The following is a 14,593-nucleotide window of genomic DNA, read 5'->3' on the forward strand; positions in this document are numbered from 1 at the left end:
CGGCAGAAAAGGGGTGGAACGGAGACGGAGGCCTTCCTCGCTGACGGAGGAATCGCCTCGCGCGCTTCTTACCTGGCGTTGGCGCAGACCATGACGGTCAGGGCTAGCCGCCATCGGTGCGATAACGCACCAGCGCATCGCCAAGCATGTCCTTCAGGGGATCCAGATAAGGCGCGAACTTCGTCCACTGGTCGAGGCCGTCGCGGAAGATCGGCTGGCGTACCTGTTCGGAGCTCGCGGTGCGCACACTGCGTGCGGTCTTGTGAAATTCCAGGCATGCCGGTTCGAACGGCAAGCCGCAAAAATCGAGTATGCGCCGCACATTGCTTTCCAGGTCATCGACCACGTCTTCGTGATACACACGCAGCACGCGGCCTGGCAGTACTTCATCCCAGTGCTGCATCAGGTCGAGATAGGTGCGGTAGTAACGCGCGATGTCCTCGATGCTATAGGTGAATTCCTGCCCGCTGGCGAACAGTTGCTTGAAGTTGCTGAAGCAGCAGGCCATCGGTTCGCGCCGCGCATCGATGATCTTTGCGTTGGGCAGCATCAGGTGGATCAGGCCAAGGTGCCGGAAGTTGTTCGGCATCTTGTCGATAAAGAAAGGCTTCCCGCCGCGATAGATACGCGTGTCATGCAGGTATTTTTCGCCCAGCCTGCGGAAGTCCTCCGGCTGCATCTCGGCCAGCACGCCCGGGTAGCGCGGATCGGCCAGGTTCGGATCGCGTCCTTGCAGATCGAGCACGATGCGGGGAATGTCGGCCAGTTCCTGCGTGCCTTCCACCAGCGAGTGCGAGGCAAGAATCTGTTCGAGCAAGGTGGATCCGGCGCGGGGCAAGCCGACGATAAAAATCGGGTCCGGGCTTGGATCGCCGGCATCCGCCCTGCTCGCCAAAAAGTCGCGGATGCAGATGTCGATCTGCCGCTGCGTATTGGTCTCGATGATCTCCGGGCGATAACGGCTCTCGGAACGCTTTAGCGCGTTGCCCTGCTGGTAATAGCGCCACGATTCGGCGTGGTCACCACGATCTTCGAATGCCTTGCCCAAGGCGAAACACAGGTGACAACGATCGACCAGCGGGGTGGCCGGCGTCGCTTCCTCGCTACACATGCGGGCGATTTCATCGTCCGAGAAGCGGTAGGTCTTGAGATTGGCCAGGCTCCAGTAGGCATCGCCAAAGTTGGGGCGTGCAGTGGTCGCCGCGCGATAGGCGTCGATGGCATCGGCCTGACGGCCCTGGGTCTTGAGCGAATGCGCAAGCGACAGATGCAGATCGGCCGCGCCGGGCAGCACCTGCAGAAGCTGCTGGTAGAGCGCGATGGCGCGATCGTGTTCGCCCAGTCCAACGCTGGCACTGGCGTACAGCGTGCGGTAGTCGAGATGATCGGGTTCAAACGCGAGCAGCTTCTCGATCTCCTCGCAGGCGCGCTTGTACAGGTGCCGCTCGAACAGCACGCACGCATAGTCGTAGCGCGCCGCGCGATAATCCGGCGCGATCTTCAGCACCGCTTCGAGCAGCAGGTCGGCGTCGTCAAGCACGTCGCGCGCCAGCCCGATCCGGGCGAGCAGGCGCATCGCCTCCACATCGTTGCCGGCCTTGAGCAGATAGGCGCGGATGATCTGCTCGGCAGGATCGAGTTCGCCATCCGAAAAATGGCTGGTCGCACGCACGACTTCGGGTGCCAGGCGCTTGAGCGTGGCGACATGCGAGGCGGCAGTCGCCGCGTTGGCGGTATCGCCGGTCATGCGGTAAAGACCTTCGAGCAGATTCCAGCTCGATGGCAGCGCCGGGTTGATGTTGACCGCGTGCAGCAGTGCGTCGATCGCGCGCGGCGCATCGCGCAGTACGACGTAGCAGTGGCCACGTTCTTCATGCAGACGGCTGTAACGGGGATGGTACTGTTCCATCTGCGCCAGCGTCTGCAAGGCGTCGTCGATCTGCCCCAGGTAACGCTGAGCACGCGCCATGAGATAGAGCGCCTCGTAATGACCCGGTTCCTCGGCCGCCAAGGCCTGGGCGGCTTGCAACGCCTGCGCGTGCAGGCCGTCCTGATGCAGTTGGCGTGTGCGCTGGAGTTCCTGCGCCACGGAGGTGGAAACGGGGTCGGCGGCCGCGCTGCTCATGGGTGATCAACAACCTTAAAAAAGAGGGTGGGCTTGCGCCCACCCGAATTCTACTGACCTGCCTGCGGAGAAGGCAGGTTAGAACTTGAAGCCGACCTTCACCCCCAGCACGCGCGGACGGATCGGCACTTCCGACTCGATGAACTGGGCCGAAGACGTGAACACGCTGGCGTGGTTATTGGTCAGGTTGGTGCCGTAGAGCGATACATCCCAGTTGTCCTTGGCGACGCCGATCGACGCGTCGACGGTGGTGTAGCCGGCCTGCAGGTAACGCAGTTCTACCGTGGTGACGTCGGTTACACCGGCTCCGCTCGGATAGGTGGCCGGCTGGTTGTACATCGAGCCGGTACGGTTGAAGCCGGCCTGCGCGAATGCCTTGAAGCCGCCGTTGAACGTCCAGTCATAACGCAGGCGCATGTTGTACTGCGAGCGGGGCGAGAACGCGGGCACGCTGCCAATGTTGCCGAACGGATTGGCGAACGGCGATACGTCGCCAACGGCTCCGGTTTCGACGATGCACGAGTTGTAGCCAGCGGATCCCGGAATATTGTTCACCAGACACGGCGAGTTGGTCTGCTTGGCATGGTTGAGCGAACCCGCGCCGATGATCGACAGGCCATCGGTAATCTTCCCTTGGAATTGCACCTCCAGGCCATCCACCTTGTAGTTCGGCCCATTGACCGCGAAGGTGGTGTTGCCCAGCACCAATGGGTTGAAGAACTGCATCTGTACGTTGTCCCAGCGCATGTCATACGCGGAGGCATTGAACAGCAGGCGGTCATCAAAGAATGTGGATTTGAAGCCGATTTCGTTGTTGGTCAGCGTATCGGGCGCATAGCTGATCGGCTTCTGGTACTGCGGCTCGCCGTCGAGTTTCGCCACTGCGGACGTCGTGCGGTTGAAGCCGCCCGGACGGAAGCCTTGCGAGAAGGTGTAATACAACATCATGTCCGGCGTGATGTGCCATTCCAGGTTCGCGCGGCTCTTAAAGCCGTGATACGTGGTGTGGTAATTCATCACCGTGTCATTGCCCACGTACGTACCGTTGGGCACGTCCACCTGGGCGGACGTCGTATAAAACTCGGTGCCGGTCTGCCACTCGGAGTAGTGGTAATAACGTGTGCCTGCGGTCGCGGTCAGGACATCCGGGATGATGTCATATGACATCGAGCCGAACGCGGCCTCCTGCTTGTAGCCACGCTCCGCGTTTTCGCCGAAAGCCGTGCCAGCGGGGAGTACGACACCCGGCGAGGACTCCGCGACGGCCACGCATGGATTACCGCCGGCAAGGGCGCTGGCGAGGTTTTGCGGTGTACAAGACGGAATCGTGTTGTAGTTGAACCGCATGTGGTCGTCGATATTGAAGTCTTCATAATACAGACCACCGATGACACGGAAGCGATCGTCTTCCGGCGTGCTCAGCCGCAACTCGTGGCTCTGGTGCGTGCTGCCTACTTGGTCGTTCCAATAACCGGCTGGCGAATAGCAAACCGGCTTGCCGGCGCTGGACAGTCCCGCCGAGGTGCCGGTGCATTGGTAATAAATGCCGCCTGCGCTGCGCGAGTAGTTGGTGTAGTCCTGCTGCTCGCTGATGCGGCGATTGGTATAGCCACCGGTGTACACCACCGAGAGGTCGCCGATTTCGCCGTTCAAAGTCCAGGCGCTGTTGGTGTCATGGTCGTTGTTCCAGGCCGGCACGAATGCGGTGATCTGGTTGACGCCAAGCGGTTGGCCGTCCGAACCGACCGGGTAAGTCGAAGATTGGCCCTTGGCGTCCAGATCCTGGTAGCTCTCGGCGAGCAGGAAGTTCCAGTCGTCATTGATCTTCCACAGTCCGGACAGGCGCGCACCCTGGGTATCGACGGGATTCCAGTCGTTCTGCGCCACGGAGTAATTGTTGAAAACCGAGGTACCGCCGGCGGCCACGTAAGGAGCCATCGCGCCGCCACCGTCGGTGGGCTGGCGGGTGAACGTGCTCGGCACGTTGTCGATGTAACCGCCCTGATGATCGTTGTAGATCACGCCGCGTACCGCAAACGTACCGGGAATGATCGGCAGGTTGAGCACTGCGTTGGCCGAATTGTTCGGGCCACCGCCAGCGGTCACGCCGGCGCTGGCTTCGGCGCTGCCGCTGACTCGGGTCAGATTCGGCTGATTGGTGATGTAGCGCACCGCACCGGCTTCGGCGCCACCACCGAACAGCGTGCCCTGCGGGCCTTCGAGCACTTCGACGCGGTCCATGTCGACCATATAGATGTCGAGATTGCGCGCAGGGAACTGCATCGACTGGTCGTCCAGATAGACGGCCACATTCGGGAACGGTGCGATGGTCGCGCTGGACTGGTTGCCGAGGAAACCGGTGCTGAGGCCGCGCATGTAGATGTTGCCCTGGCCTGGACCGTTTGCGGCAAAGGTCACGTTGGGCAGGTATTTGATGAGGTCGTCGAACGACGTGATGTTCAACTGCTGCAAGGTGCTGGCGGTGAACGCTTGCAGCGTGATCGGAACGTCCTGCATGTCCTGCGCCATGTGCTGCGCGGTTACCGTCACCGTACCAAGCGTGGACGCATTGGACGTATTCGGTGCGGCCGGCTGCGCCGCCGGTTGATTGGCTGCAGCAGGTTGATTGGAAGCCGGTTGAGTTACTGCAGTCGGCTGATTTGCTGGCGCGGGTTGCACAGCATCATCCGCGTAAGACACGCGGGTGACCGCAAGCGCGGCCAGCACCGCGCAAGTGATTGGATTGATCTTCAAGACTATTTCCCCCGGGGTGTGGTAGGTGCGCAACACCAGCACGACTGCCTGATGCTGTTTTAAGAAGCAGGCTAGGGGACAGCGATGAAACGCTTATGACGTCGTCTAGTCAACTTGCGCAGCTGTCTAATAGACATCGTGTTGCGTGCCGACTGTCCCTGAAACGGCGCGCGTACTTTTGTGTTTTCGCATGACAGCGTGATGTCGGGAAAACTTGTAATCGATGACATTCACTGCACGTCTTCGTGCACTTGCCTACGCACAACAAGAAGCTGCTGATCGCTCGTCGTGCCCGCGAAGAATGCTGCGCAAATAACGTGATTTTATGCGCTGGCGAGCTTCTACAGATGCTTATCGATATCAGCTACTTATCGATATCACTGCGATGCAGCGCGATCACGTTATGAAAAAAGCGACTTTGAAAATCCGCTGTCATCGCAGAAACAGAAGCATCGAATAGCAGGCGATCGTGTGCGCTTATCGTTTCGCAACGTTCAAGAATTTTTTGTTGCACATGCCCGCCTGCATAAATCCGCGCGACGGGCTTGCTGATGATTGAAACAATTAGAACGAACGCTGCCCGTTCACCCACACGTTGCGCACGATGGGCAAACCGTCTGCGACACGCATGCGCACCACATCGGCACGCTTGCCGGTCTTGAGTTCACCGCGATCTTCGAAGCCCAACGCCCTGGCGGGGCTGCTGCTCACCGTTGCCATCGCACGCGGCATCGACCAACCTGCTTGTGTGTGCAGCAGGAACGCGCCATGCAACAGGCTGGCCGGCACATAGTCGGAGGACAACATGTCCAGACGATCACTGCGCGCCAGCTCCAACGCAGAGACGTTACCCGAGTGCGAGCCGCCGCGTACCACGTTCGGTGCACCCATCACGGTGGTAAGGCCGCGGGCATGCGCTGCGTCTGCCGCTTCTTGCGTGGTGGGAAACTCCGAAATGGTCACGCCAATGCGCTTGGCGTGCTCCACCTGCTGTGCATCGGTATCGTCGTGGCTGGCCAGCACGATATCGCGGCCTTGCGACAGCGCGAGTACGGCGCTCTCGTGCCTGGCGCTGTAAAACGCCTGCTGCTCGGTACGACGCTTCACCACGTCGGCGAATTCGTCTTCGGTCCAGCTCATGTGATGCTTGCTGTAGTACTTGCGGTACTGTTGCAGATCACGGAACTGGCGCTGGCCAGGCGTGTGGTCCATCAGTGAAATCAACCGCACGCTGGTGTGATCCAGCAACGGCTCCAGGATCTCGAGCAGGCGCGGATAAGCCAGTTCGCAACGCAGATGGAACCAGTGATCGGCGCGCAATGCGCCGCTGCTCTGACCCGCAAGAATCGCGTCGTAGGTGCTGCGCAAGGTTTCGATGCGCACACTTTCTTCTTCCAGGTCGCCCACCGACAACGCGTCGAACACCGTGGTGATGCCGGCGGCGACGACCTGCGCATCGTGCGTCAGTACGGCGGGCAAGGATGGCCACAGCACACCGGCGCGCGGCATCAAGTGCTTTTCCAGATTATCGGTGTGCAGCTCGATCAAGCCGGGAATCACGTAATCCCCTTCACAGTCGATCGCGCCCGGCGCTTGCGTCGAACCTTCTTCAACCAGGCGGATCAGTCCGTTGCGGGCGATCAGCGTGCCGTGGATAACGCTATCGTCGAGCACGATGCGCGCATTGGTGAGTGCTAAATCGTTCATGGGTATCTCTGCGTAAAAGATTAGGCAGCTGGATCAGGCGGCTTCGAGGGCTTGCATCGGAAACAGACGGGTGGCGATCTGGTCGCGCATGTCTTCGTCATGGAAAATGCCGAGCACGGCGGAGCCGGCGGCGCGGGCTTCGGTCAACAGTTCCGCCACCACGGCACGGTTGTTGGCATCGAGCGACGCGGTGGGCTCATCCAGCAACAGAATCGGGCGCGGCACGATCAAGCCCCGGGCAATGTTCACCCGCTGCTGCTCCCCGCCGGAGAACGTACCCGGTGGGAGTGACCACAGGCGTTCCGGCACGTTCAGGCGATGCAGCATCTCACTCGCCCGCTGCCGTGCGAGTTGCGGGCTGGCACCGGTCTGCAGCACGGGTTCGGCCACGATATCCACTGCCGGCACGCGCGGAATCACGCGCAGAAACTGGCTAACGTAACCCAGCGTGCGGCGACGCACATCCAGTACTTCGTGCGGGCTGGCCTTGGCCAGATCCAGCCAGCGGCCGTCATGCCGCACATGCACCGCGCCGAAGCTCGGCCGATAGTTGGCATAAATCACGCGCAACAAGGTGCTCTTGCCGGCACCGGATGCACCGGACAGCACCACGCATTCGCCGGCATGCAGACGCAGATCCAGCCCACGCAATACGTTCAGACGTGCACCGTGCTGATGGTGCAATTCAAACGACTTGCTAAGGTCGCGCAGTTCGAGCATCAAGGCGGCGGTCATGTGGTCAATACCGAAGAAACGAGCAATTGCGTATACGGGTGTTGCGGGTCATCAAGAATCTGATCGGTGAGGCCGGTTTCGACCACACGGCCGCCTTGCATCACGATCGTGCGTGCCGCGAGCAGGCGCGCCACGGCCAGGTCGTGCGTCACCATCACGGCGGCCAGCCCCAGTTCGTTCACCAGCCGGCGCAGCAGATCGAGAATGCGCGCCTGCACGGATACGTCGAGGCCGGCGGTTGGTTCGTCCATGAACACCAGGCGCGGTTGGGTCACCAGCGTGCGGGCAATTTGCAGGCGCTGCTGCATGCCGCCGGAAAAGCCGGTCGGGGCGTCGTCGATCCGTTCCGGATCGATCTCCACCCGCTCCAGCCAGCTGCGCGCGATGCCGCGCAACTGGCTGTAATTGCGCATGCCCAAGGCCATCAGGCGTTCTGCGACATTGGCGCCGGCGCTCACGTTGAGACGCAACCCGTCGCGTGGGTTCTGCGTGACGAAGCCCCATTCTTCGCGCGCCAACCGGCGGCGGTCGGCTTCGCTGAGTGCATTCACGCTGAGCCACTGGCCATCGCGCTGGCGGTAGCTCACGCTGCCGGAGGTCGGCGCAAGCTGCGCGGCGACGGTGTTGAGCAAGGTCGATTTGCCGGAACCGGATTCACCCACGATGCAGAGCAATTCCCCCGGATGCAGATCGAAGCTCACATCCTCGCAGCCGATGCGCGTGCCGTAATGACGGCTGAGGTTGCGTACTTTCAGCAAAGCGCTCATGCCTGCGCCTCCGCCCTGCGCTGTCCGCAGAAATCGGTATCGGAGCAGACAAACATGCGTGTGCCGCGATCGTCGACGATCACTTCATCCAGATAGCTCTCGCCGGAGCCGCACAGTTCGCACTGGTGTTCCCACTGCTGGATCTCGAACGGATGATCGTCGAAGGCCAGGCTTTCCACCTCGGTGTACGGCGGAATCGCGTACAGGCGCTTCTCGCGCCCCGCACCGAACAGCATCAGGGCCGGCGATTGATGGAGCTTGGGGTTATCGAACTTCGGAATCGGCGAGGGCGAGGTGAGAAACCTGCCGTCAACCCGTACCGGGTAGTCATAACTGGTGGCGATGTGCCCGTACTGGGCGATGTCTTCGTACAACTTCACGTGCATAAGTCCGTAATCGGCCAAGGCGTGCAAAGTGCGCGTCTCGGCTTCGCGGGGTTCCAGCGTGCGCAGCGGTTCGGGCTCGGGCACCTGGAACACCAGGATCTGATCTTCGCGCAAGGATGTTTCAGGAATGCGGTGGCGCGTCTGGATAAGCGTGGCGTCGACGGTGCGTTCGGTGGTGGCGACGCCGGCGACGCGGGCGAAAAAGCGGCGGATATTGACCGCATTGGTGGTGTCGTCGGCGCCCTGGTCGATCACTTTCAGCACGTCGTCCGGCCCGAGCAAGGCCGCCGTGACCTGGATGCCACCGGTGCCCCAGCCGTAGGGCAAGGGCATCTCGCGGCTGCCGAATGGCACCTGGTAGCCGGGGATCGCCACTGCCTTGAGCAATGAGCGGCGCAGCATGCGCTTGGTGTCTTCGTCGAGGAAAGCGAAGTTGTAGGTCATGGGAAGTGCTTTGCTCCCTCTCCCCTCCGGGGAGAGGGTTGGGGTGAGGGGACAACGTGCGAAATAGCTGAGTCTTTGCGGGACATCGGCTCAGAGGGTTCGTCGCTGCGATGGAGTGCTTGGCGAGGTTGGCCCCTCACCCCAACCCTCTCCCCGAAGGGGAGAGGGAGCAGAGCGCGTCGCTGTGTTGACGTCGGCGTCATGACTGCTGACCCCCGACAGCGCTCAGGAGCGGTTCGTCGGAGTCAGCGGCGTGCTGCGCCGCCAGCGTGCGCAACAACGACAACTCCGCCTGAAAATCCACGTAATGCGGCAGCTTCAAATGCTGCACGAAGCCGGAGGCTTCCACGCTGTCCGAATGCGACAGCACGAATTCCTGATTCTGCGCCGGGGCGTAGTTCGGTTCGGCCAGCTCATCGCAGCGCAGGGCGCGATCCACCAGCGCCATCGACATCGCCTTGCGCTCGCCTTCGCCCATGCACAGACCGTAGCCGCGCGTGAACTGCGGCGGCAGGCCATTGCCGCCATGGAACTGGTTGATCATCTGGCATTCGGTCAACGTGATGCTGCCGATCTCGATGGCGAAGCCCAGTTCTTCCGGACAGACCACCACATCCACTTCGCCCATGCGGATTTCGCCGGCGAACGGATGGCTTTCCGCGTAGCCGCGCTGGGTGGAATAGGCCATGCCGAGCAGGAAGCCTTCGTCACCGCGCGCGAGGTTTTGCAAACGTGTGGCGCGATCGGCGGGAAACATCAGCGGTTCGCGGGTCAGGTCGACCGGTTCTGGATCGCTGCCCGGCTCGATGCGTTCGATCAGCGCTTCGGCATCCAGCAGATCCAGCACGCGCGGCATCGGAGAAGCCAGCGGCGCATCGGCAAGGACGGCTGCCGCGGGCGGGGTGGCGCCGAAGTCGAGCAGGCGCTGTGTGTAATCGTAAGTCGGGCCCAGCACCTGCCCGCCCGGGATGTCCTTGAAGGTACCGGATACGCGGCGGCGCACGCGCATCGCGCTGGTATCCAGCGGCAAGGTGTAACCAAAGCGCGGCAGAGTAGTGCGATAGGCGCGCAGCAGGAAGATCGCTTCCAGCATGTCGCCGGCCGCCTGGCGGATGGCCAGGGAAGCCAGTTCTTCGTCGTATAGCGAACCTTCCTGCATGACGCGCGCCACACCCAGGCGCAGCTGTTCGCGAATCTGCTTCAGGGTCAGCTCCGGCACGGCGGTATCGCCGCGCCGCGCTTCGGCCAGGTGTTCCAGCGAACGGGCAATCGCCTGCTCACCGCCTTTGACGGCAACGTACATTCAACCCTCCAGTAAACGGGTCGTGCGCGGCAGGCCAACCACCTGCTGCCCGGCCACGAAATACACATCGATGCCTAGCGGCAGTTGCGGCGCCTGGGCAGTGCGTTGTTGCCAGAAATCGCCGGGCAGACCATCGATCGCCAGCGTTTCGCTAGTGCGGATGCCCGGGCCGGCGAATCGGGTCTGGCCGTCGGCGCGGAATGCGCTGACCTGCATGATCAAACTCGCCGAACGATCCGGATAACGCAGGTCGCCGCGCGCAAACGCGTCCAGCGGCGGCATCGAAACGGGATCGGTGATCAGCGCGAAATCGGCATCCTGCGGTTTGTCCACCCGCTTCAGGCCGGTGTGGAATTGCAGATGGCGCACAGCCTCCCCCTCCGGCTGTTGCAGCCAGACGGTGGTGGTGGCGTCACACAAGGTCAGCAGGATGGCCATCGCGGCCGGCGCAATCGGCGCGGGCGCAGGCGGCAGTACTGGCAACGCGCGCGGCATGGCCGGCCGGGCCATGGCCTGCAGCAATTCGCGGAAGCTGCGCTGGCTGTCGAAAACCGGATGAGCAAACGCCGCCAGCATCACTCGCCCCGCACCACGGTGAAGAACTCCACCTTGCTCGCCGCCGCCCTGCGGCTGGCCTCGTCGCGGCGGCGGTCCAGGGCGCGGCGCAGCGGCTCGATCACATGCAGGCGCAGCGGCACCTGCTGTTGGTCGTCTTGCAGCATCGCATCGGCCAGCGCCGCCAGCTCGGCGTGCCGGGTGTTGCTGCCGCGCACCCAGGCGTGGCCGATATGGTCCCCGGCCTGCACGCTGCAGCGGGTGACGGTGATCTCGCCGAAATTGAATTGCGGACCGGTGCCGCCGATCCTCCCGCGCAACATGTACAGGCCGGTCTGCGCCGGGCGCAGCCAGGTCAGGTCGGCCGGCGGGGCGAAGGCATCCATCGCCGCGGCCAGGTCGGCCGGATCGGACTGCGCCAGCAACGACATCCATTGCGGGCGCGCCAAGTGGGGGGAGGTGTCCATGGGTGTTCCTAGGCTTGTCACAAATGTCTAGTTATCTAGACAGACCTGGGCGTGAGGGGACGCCCGTTGGGTACGCATTCCAGCAGCCCAGCGTGGTGCTGCCATGACGACGAATAGACAGGTTGAGGACGTGGTATGAGCGAGATCGAACGAGGACGGGGTGTTGCGCTGTGGAGCCAGATCAGCGGCATCCTGGCTGCCGATATCCTGAAGGGCCGGTTGCGCCAGGGCGAACAGCTGCCTTCGGCGCAGGAGCTGGCCGAGCGTTTCAACGTGAACCGCCACACCGTGCGCCGCGCGATCGCCGCGCTGGAACAGCGCAACCTGGTGCGTACCGAACAGGGGCGCGGCACCTTTGTGCAGGAACACACGCTGGACTACCCCATCAGCCGGCGCACGCGCTTTACCCAGAACATGCGCAATCTCAATGTCGAAGCCGACATCGAGATACTGGAAGACCATCGCGAAGTGCCGCCGCCGCAGGTCGCGCAGTCGCTGGGCCTGGATCGCCACGAATACACCTACCGGATCGAGACGATCAGCCGTGCCGACGGCCATATCGTCGACTACAGCACGGCGTATTTCCCCGCCGCGCGCTTTAACGGTTTGCCATCCGTGTACCGGCGCCTGTTGTCAGTCACCCGCACGCTGAACGAATTCGGCGTGACCGATTACGAACGCAAACACACCCGCGTATCCGCGCGCCTGCCCGACGCCACCACCGCGCGGCTGATGCAACAGCCGGCGAACCGTCCGGTGCTGTACGTGCAATCGATCAACGCCGACCCGCGCGGTGTGCCGGTACAGTATGGGATCACGCGTTTTTCTGGCGATTGGGTGCAGTTGGTGCTGATGGCGGAACAGTAGAGCGTAGGGACTGAGGAGAGAGTGGATGAGGAGTGAGAAGTGAGAGAAAGCCAAAGCGGCATCTTGTTGCCACGTATACCCTCTGCCCATTGCTCTTCCTCTCACTTCTCACCCCCAAAGCTAGGAGTGAGTGAATAGGAGTGAGGAGTGAGAGAAAACCAAAAGCCGCCCTGTCTCCCTGCATACCTTCTGCTCATTGCTCCACCGCTGTTCCTCTTACTTCTCACTCCTCTCCACTCTCTCCTAAAACATGCGTTACGCGATCTATTTCTGCCCCGCAGCAGGCACTGCGCTGGATATGTTTGGGCGTGAGTGGCTGAGTATCGCCGCCTTGCCGGGGATCGAACCGGCGCGCCTGCAGGGCTTGCTGGCGGATGTGCGGCGCTATGGCTGGCATGCGACGCTCGGCGCGCCGTTTGCCTTGGCGGATGGGAAACGCTACGAGGATCTATGTCGCGAAGTGGCCGGGATCGCGGCACGGGTGGCTCCGTTCGAACTGCCGCTCGCGCTGGATCGCCTGGCTGGTTTCCTGGCCTTGCGTCCATCGGGCGACGAAGCGGCCATCAACGCACTGGCCGGACATTGTGTCCGAGATCTGCATGTGCTGCGTGCGCCCTTGAGTGAGGCCGCGCGCCAGCGGCGCGGCGCTGGTCTGGACGATGTCGAGCTCACCCTGCTGCACCGGTTCGGCTATCCCTACGTGCTGGAACGTTACCGATTTCACATAACTTTATCGGCGCGCGCTACGCCCGATGAAGAGCGGGTTTTGTACGCATGGCTGTCACCTAAGCTGGCGACACTGCCGCCAGCACGGATCGATGCGCTCACCATCTGTCGCGAAAACGAGCCTGGAAAAGATTTTGAACAGCTCGAACGTATTCCGTTGAGCGGAGGACAAGCGGTATGAAGGCGGGTCAGTTGTATTACGTGATGGGCCCATCAGGTGCCGGCAAGGACAGTGTGCTGACCTGGGTACGCGAGCACGGCGTGGCGCATGGCGTGCTGTGTGCGCACCGTTACATCACGCGCCCCGCGCATGCCGGCGGCGAGAATCATGTCGCGTTGAGCGAAGAGGAATTTCAGTTGCGTGAACGGCGCGGGCTGTTCGCGCTGACCTGGCAGGCGCATGGCCTGCACTACGGCATCGGCAGTGAAGTCGCGCACTGGCTGGCGCGCGGCGCGGATGTGCTGGTGAACGGTTCGCGCGGTGCCTTCGAGCTGGCTTGCCAGCGCTTTCCCGCGTTGCGGCCGGTGTTGATTACCGCCAGTGCGCAAGCCATCGCCGGACGGCTGGCGGCGCGCGGGCGGGAAAGCGAGGCCGACATCGCGGCCAGACTGGCGCGGGTCGATGCCTATCCGGTGCCGGATGGCAGCATGGTGATCCATAACGACGGTTGCCTCGCCGACGCCGGTTCGAGTCTGTTGCAGGCGATTCGCGCTGCGCATTGACTGAGTACCCGGGCTTGCCTCACCCGCTTTGCTCCCTCTCCCCGCCGGGGAGAGGGTTGGGGTGAGGGGTCACGGCTTGCCTGAACATTCCTAAACACATGAAGTGCTTTGCTTCGGTGTTCGTCGCACAATCGTATATTGCGCAAGATTGACCCCTCACCCCAGCCCTCTCCCCGGAGGGGAGAGGGAGCAAAGCTACTGATTCTCCCTACATGTCGAACCGCTTCATCCCTGTTCGTCACCCTATACAGGCACCTGCTTCCCGACCCTCTGCACCGCCACAGCGAGGAGAGCAACGATGAGCACCGTCCACCTGGTCCCCGCGGCCGAACTGATCCAGCGCAACCACCACACCCTGCCCAACGAGAGCGCCGCCTATCGCGCCGCCCGCAACGAGCTGCTACGCGAGGAAATCGAACTGCGACGGCACATCGAACGTGTCGCCGAGCAACGCCGCGCCCTGCCGCCAGGCGGCGAGGTGACCGGCAACTATCGTTTCCAGAGTGAAGACGGCCACACCGTCGATTTCGCCGGCCTGTTTGGCGACAAGCAGACCGTGCTCGTCTACAGCTACATGTTCGGGCCGCAACGTGAACGGCCCTGCCCCATGTGCACGTCGATGCTCAGTGCCTGGGAAGGCGAGGCACGCGATATGCAACAGCGCATGGCGATGGCGATGGTGGCCGGCGCGCCGATGGAGCGCCTGCTGGCGTTCAAGCGCGAACGCGGCTGGCATCATCTGAAGTTCTATACCGACCTCAATGGCGACTACAGCCGGGACTATCACGGCATCGCGGCCGATGGCAGCGATATTCCGGCTTTCAACGTATTCACCCGCCGCGACGGCATGATCCGCCATTTCTGGAGCTCTGAAATGGCCGATGACATGTCCGATCCCGGCCAGGACCCGCGCGGCGCGCCGGATCCCATGCCGATGTGGAACGTGTTCGACATGACGCCCGAAGGGCGCGGCGGGAACTGGTACCCCAAGCTCGATTATCCGGACTGACAACCCCGGCCGGGCATGCAGCGAG

Annotated in this window: 13 protein-coding genes; 4 read left to right on the top strand and 9 right to left on the bottom strand. The window is 62.5% G+C overall.

Features of this window, described 5'->3' with window-relative positions:
* Positions 1–103 precede the first annotated feature (103 nt).
* The 9 genes from ISP19_RS02550 to phnG form a co-directional block, all read right to left on the bottom strand.
* Positions 104–2,125, bottom strand: coding sequence for a tetratricopeptide repeat-containing sulfotransferase family protein (locus ISP19_RS02550; protein ID WP_204679419.1), 2,022 nt, complete (start codon positions 2,123–2,125; stop codon positions 104–106).
* Between the two features lie 78 nt (positions 2,126–2,203).
* Positions 2,204–4,879 carry a TonB-dependent receptor gene (locus ISP19_RS02555; protein ID WP_204679421.1) on the bottom strand — a complete coding sequence of 892 codons (2,676 nt, stop codon included), beginning with the start codon at positions 4,877–4,879 and terminating at the stop codon, positions 2,204–2,206.
* Positions 4,880–5,443: 564 nt separating this feature from the next.
* A complete protein-coding gene (locus tag ISP19_RS02560) occupies positions 5,444–6,586 on the bottom strand; it encodes an alpha-D-ribose 1-methylphosphonate 5-triphosphate diphosphatase (protein ID WP_204679423.1) in 1,143 nt (380 codons plus the stop codon).
* Between the two features lie 33 nt (positions 6,587–6,619).
* Positions 6,620–7,321 (bottom strand): phosphonate C-P lyase system protein PhnL, encoded by a 702-nt coding sequence (gene phnL / locus ISP19_RS02565; RefSeq protein ID WP_239556421.1) that lies wholly within the window; start codon positions 7,319–7,321, stop codon positions 6,620–6,622.
* Complete coding sequence (gene phnK, locus ISP19_RS02570) at positions 7,318–8,088, bottom strand: phosphonate C-P lyase system protein PhnK (protein WP_204679426.1); 771 nt, start codon at positions 8,086–8,088, stop codon at positions 7,318–7,320. The genes phnL and phnK overlap by 4 nt, the downstream gene beginning before the upstream one ends.
* The gene (locus ISP19_RS02575) at positions 8,085–8,918 is read right to left on the bottom strand and encodes an alpha-D-ribose 1-methylphosphonate 5-phosphate C-P-lyase PhnJ (protein WP_204679428.1); all 834 of its coding nucleotides are present in this window, start codon (positions 8,916–8,918) and stop codon (positions 8,085–8,087) included. The genes phnK and ISP19_RS02575 overlap by 4 nt, the downstream gene beginning before the upstream one ends.
* A 199-nt stretch (positions 8,919–9,117) precedes the next feature.
* A complete protein-coding gene (locus ISP19_RS02580; RefSeq protein ID WP_204679430.1) occupies positions 9,118–10,221 on the bottom strand; it encodes a carbon-phosphorus lyase complex subunit in 1,104 nt (367 codons plus the stop codon).
* Positions 10,222–10,797, bottom strand: a complete 576-nt coding sequence (phnH, locus tag ISP19_RS02585) for a phosphonate C-P lyase system protein PhnH (RefSeq protein WP_204679440.1) — start codon at positions 10,795–10,797, stop codon at positions 10,222–10,224. It abuts the gene before it with no gap.
* A complete protein-coding gene (gene phnG, locus ISP19_RS02590; RefSeq protein WP_204679442.1) occupies positions 10,797–11,243 on the bottom strand; it encodes a phosphonate C-P lyase system protein PhnG in 447 nt (148 codons plus the stop codon). The genes phnH and phnG overlap by 1 nt, the downstream gene beginning before the upstream one ends.
* A gap of 135 nt (positions 11,244–11,378) precedes the next feature.
* Here phnG and phnF point away from each other — a divergent pair, with 135 nt between their 5' ends.
* The 4 genes from phnF (at position 11,379) to ISP19_RS02610 (ending at position 14,568) form a co-directional block, all read left to right on the top strand.
* The gene (gene phnF / locus ISP19_RS02595) at positions 11,379–12,110 is read left to right on the top strand and encodes a phosphonate metabolism transcriptional regulator PhnF (RefSeq protein WP_204679444.1); all 732 of its coding nucleotides are present in this window, start codon (positions 11,379–11,381) and stop codon (positions 12,108–12,110) included.
* A gap of 250 nt (positions 12,111–12,360) precedes the next feature.
* The gene (locus ISP19_RS02600) at positions 12,361–13,017 is read left to right on the top strand and encodes a DUF1045 domain-containing protein (RefSeq protein ID WP_204679446.1); all 657 of its coding nucleotides are present in this window, start codon (positions 12,361–12,363) and stop codon (positions 13,015–13,017) included.
* Positions 13,014–13,559, top strand: a complete 546-nt coding sequence (gene phnN, locus ISP19_RS02605) for a phosphonate metabolism protein/1,5-bisphosphokinase (PRPP-forming) PhnN (RefSeq protein WP_204679448.1) — start codon at positions 13,014–13,016, stop codon at positions 13,557–13,559. The genes ISP19_RS02600 and phnN overlap by 4 nt, the downstream gene beginning before the upstream one ends.
* A 298-nt stretch (positions 13,560–13,857) precedes the next feature.
* Entirely contained in the window at positions 13,858–14,568 is a 711-nt protein-coding gene (locus tag ISP19_RS02610) for a DUF899 family protein (RefSeq protein ID WP_204679450.1), read from the top strand.
* Positions 14,569–14,593 lie beyond the last annotated feature (25 nt).

Origin of the sequence: Dyella flava (assembly GCF_016904955.1) — a bacterium.
Lineage (GTDB): Bacteria > Pseudomonadota > Gammaproteobacteria > Xanthomonadales > Rhodanobacteraceae > Dyella_B > Dyella_B flava.

Coding starts and splice junctions, on each gene's coding strand:
- ISP19_RS02610 (WP_204679450.1), top strand. CDS start 13,858: ATGAGCACCGTCCACCTGGTCCCCGCGGCCGAACTGATCCAGCGCAAC.
- ISP19_RS02580 (WP_204679430.1), bottom strand. CDS start 10,221: ATGTACGTTGCCGTCAAAGGCGGTGAGCAGGCGATTGCCCGTTCGCTG.
- ISP19_RS02575 (WP_204679428.1), bottom strand. CDS start 8,918: ATGACCTACAACTTCGCTTTCCTCGACGAAGACACCAAGCGCATGCTG.
- phnL (WP_239556421.1), bottom strand. CDS start 7,321: ATGACCGCCGCCTTGATGCTCGAACTGCGCGACCTTAGCAAGTCGTTT.
- phnF (WP_204679444.1), top strand. CDS start 11,379: ATGAGCGAGATCGAACGAGGACGGGGTGTTGCGCTGTGGAGCCAGATC.
- ISP19_RS02550 (WP_204679419.1), bottom strand. CDS start 2,125: ATGAGCAGCGCGGCCGCCGACCCCGTTTCCACCTCCGTGGCGCAGGAA.
- phnH (WP_204679440.1), bottom strand. CDS start 10,797: ATGCTGGCGGCGTTTGCTCATCCGGTTTTCGACAGCCAGCGCAGCTTC.
- phnN (WP_204679448.1), top strand. CDS start 13,014: ATGAAGGCGGGTCAGTTGTATTACGTGATGGGCCCATCAGGTGCCGGC.
- phnG (WP_204679442.1), bottom strand. CDS start 11,243: ATGGACACCTCCCCCCACTTGGCGCGCCCGCAATGGATGTCGTTGCTG.
- phnK (WP_204679426.1), bottom strand. CDS start 8,088: ATGAGCGCTTTGCTGAAAGTACGCAACCTCAGCCGTCATTACGGCACG.
- ISP19_RS02560 (WP_204679423.1), bottom strand. CDS start 6,586: ATGAACGATTTAGCACTCACCAATGCGCGCATCGTGCTCGACGATAGC.
- ISP19_RS02600 (WP_204679446.1), top strand. CDS start 12,361: ATGCGTTACGCGATCTATTTCTGCCCCGCAGCAGGCACTGCGCTGGAT.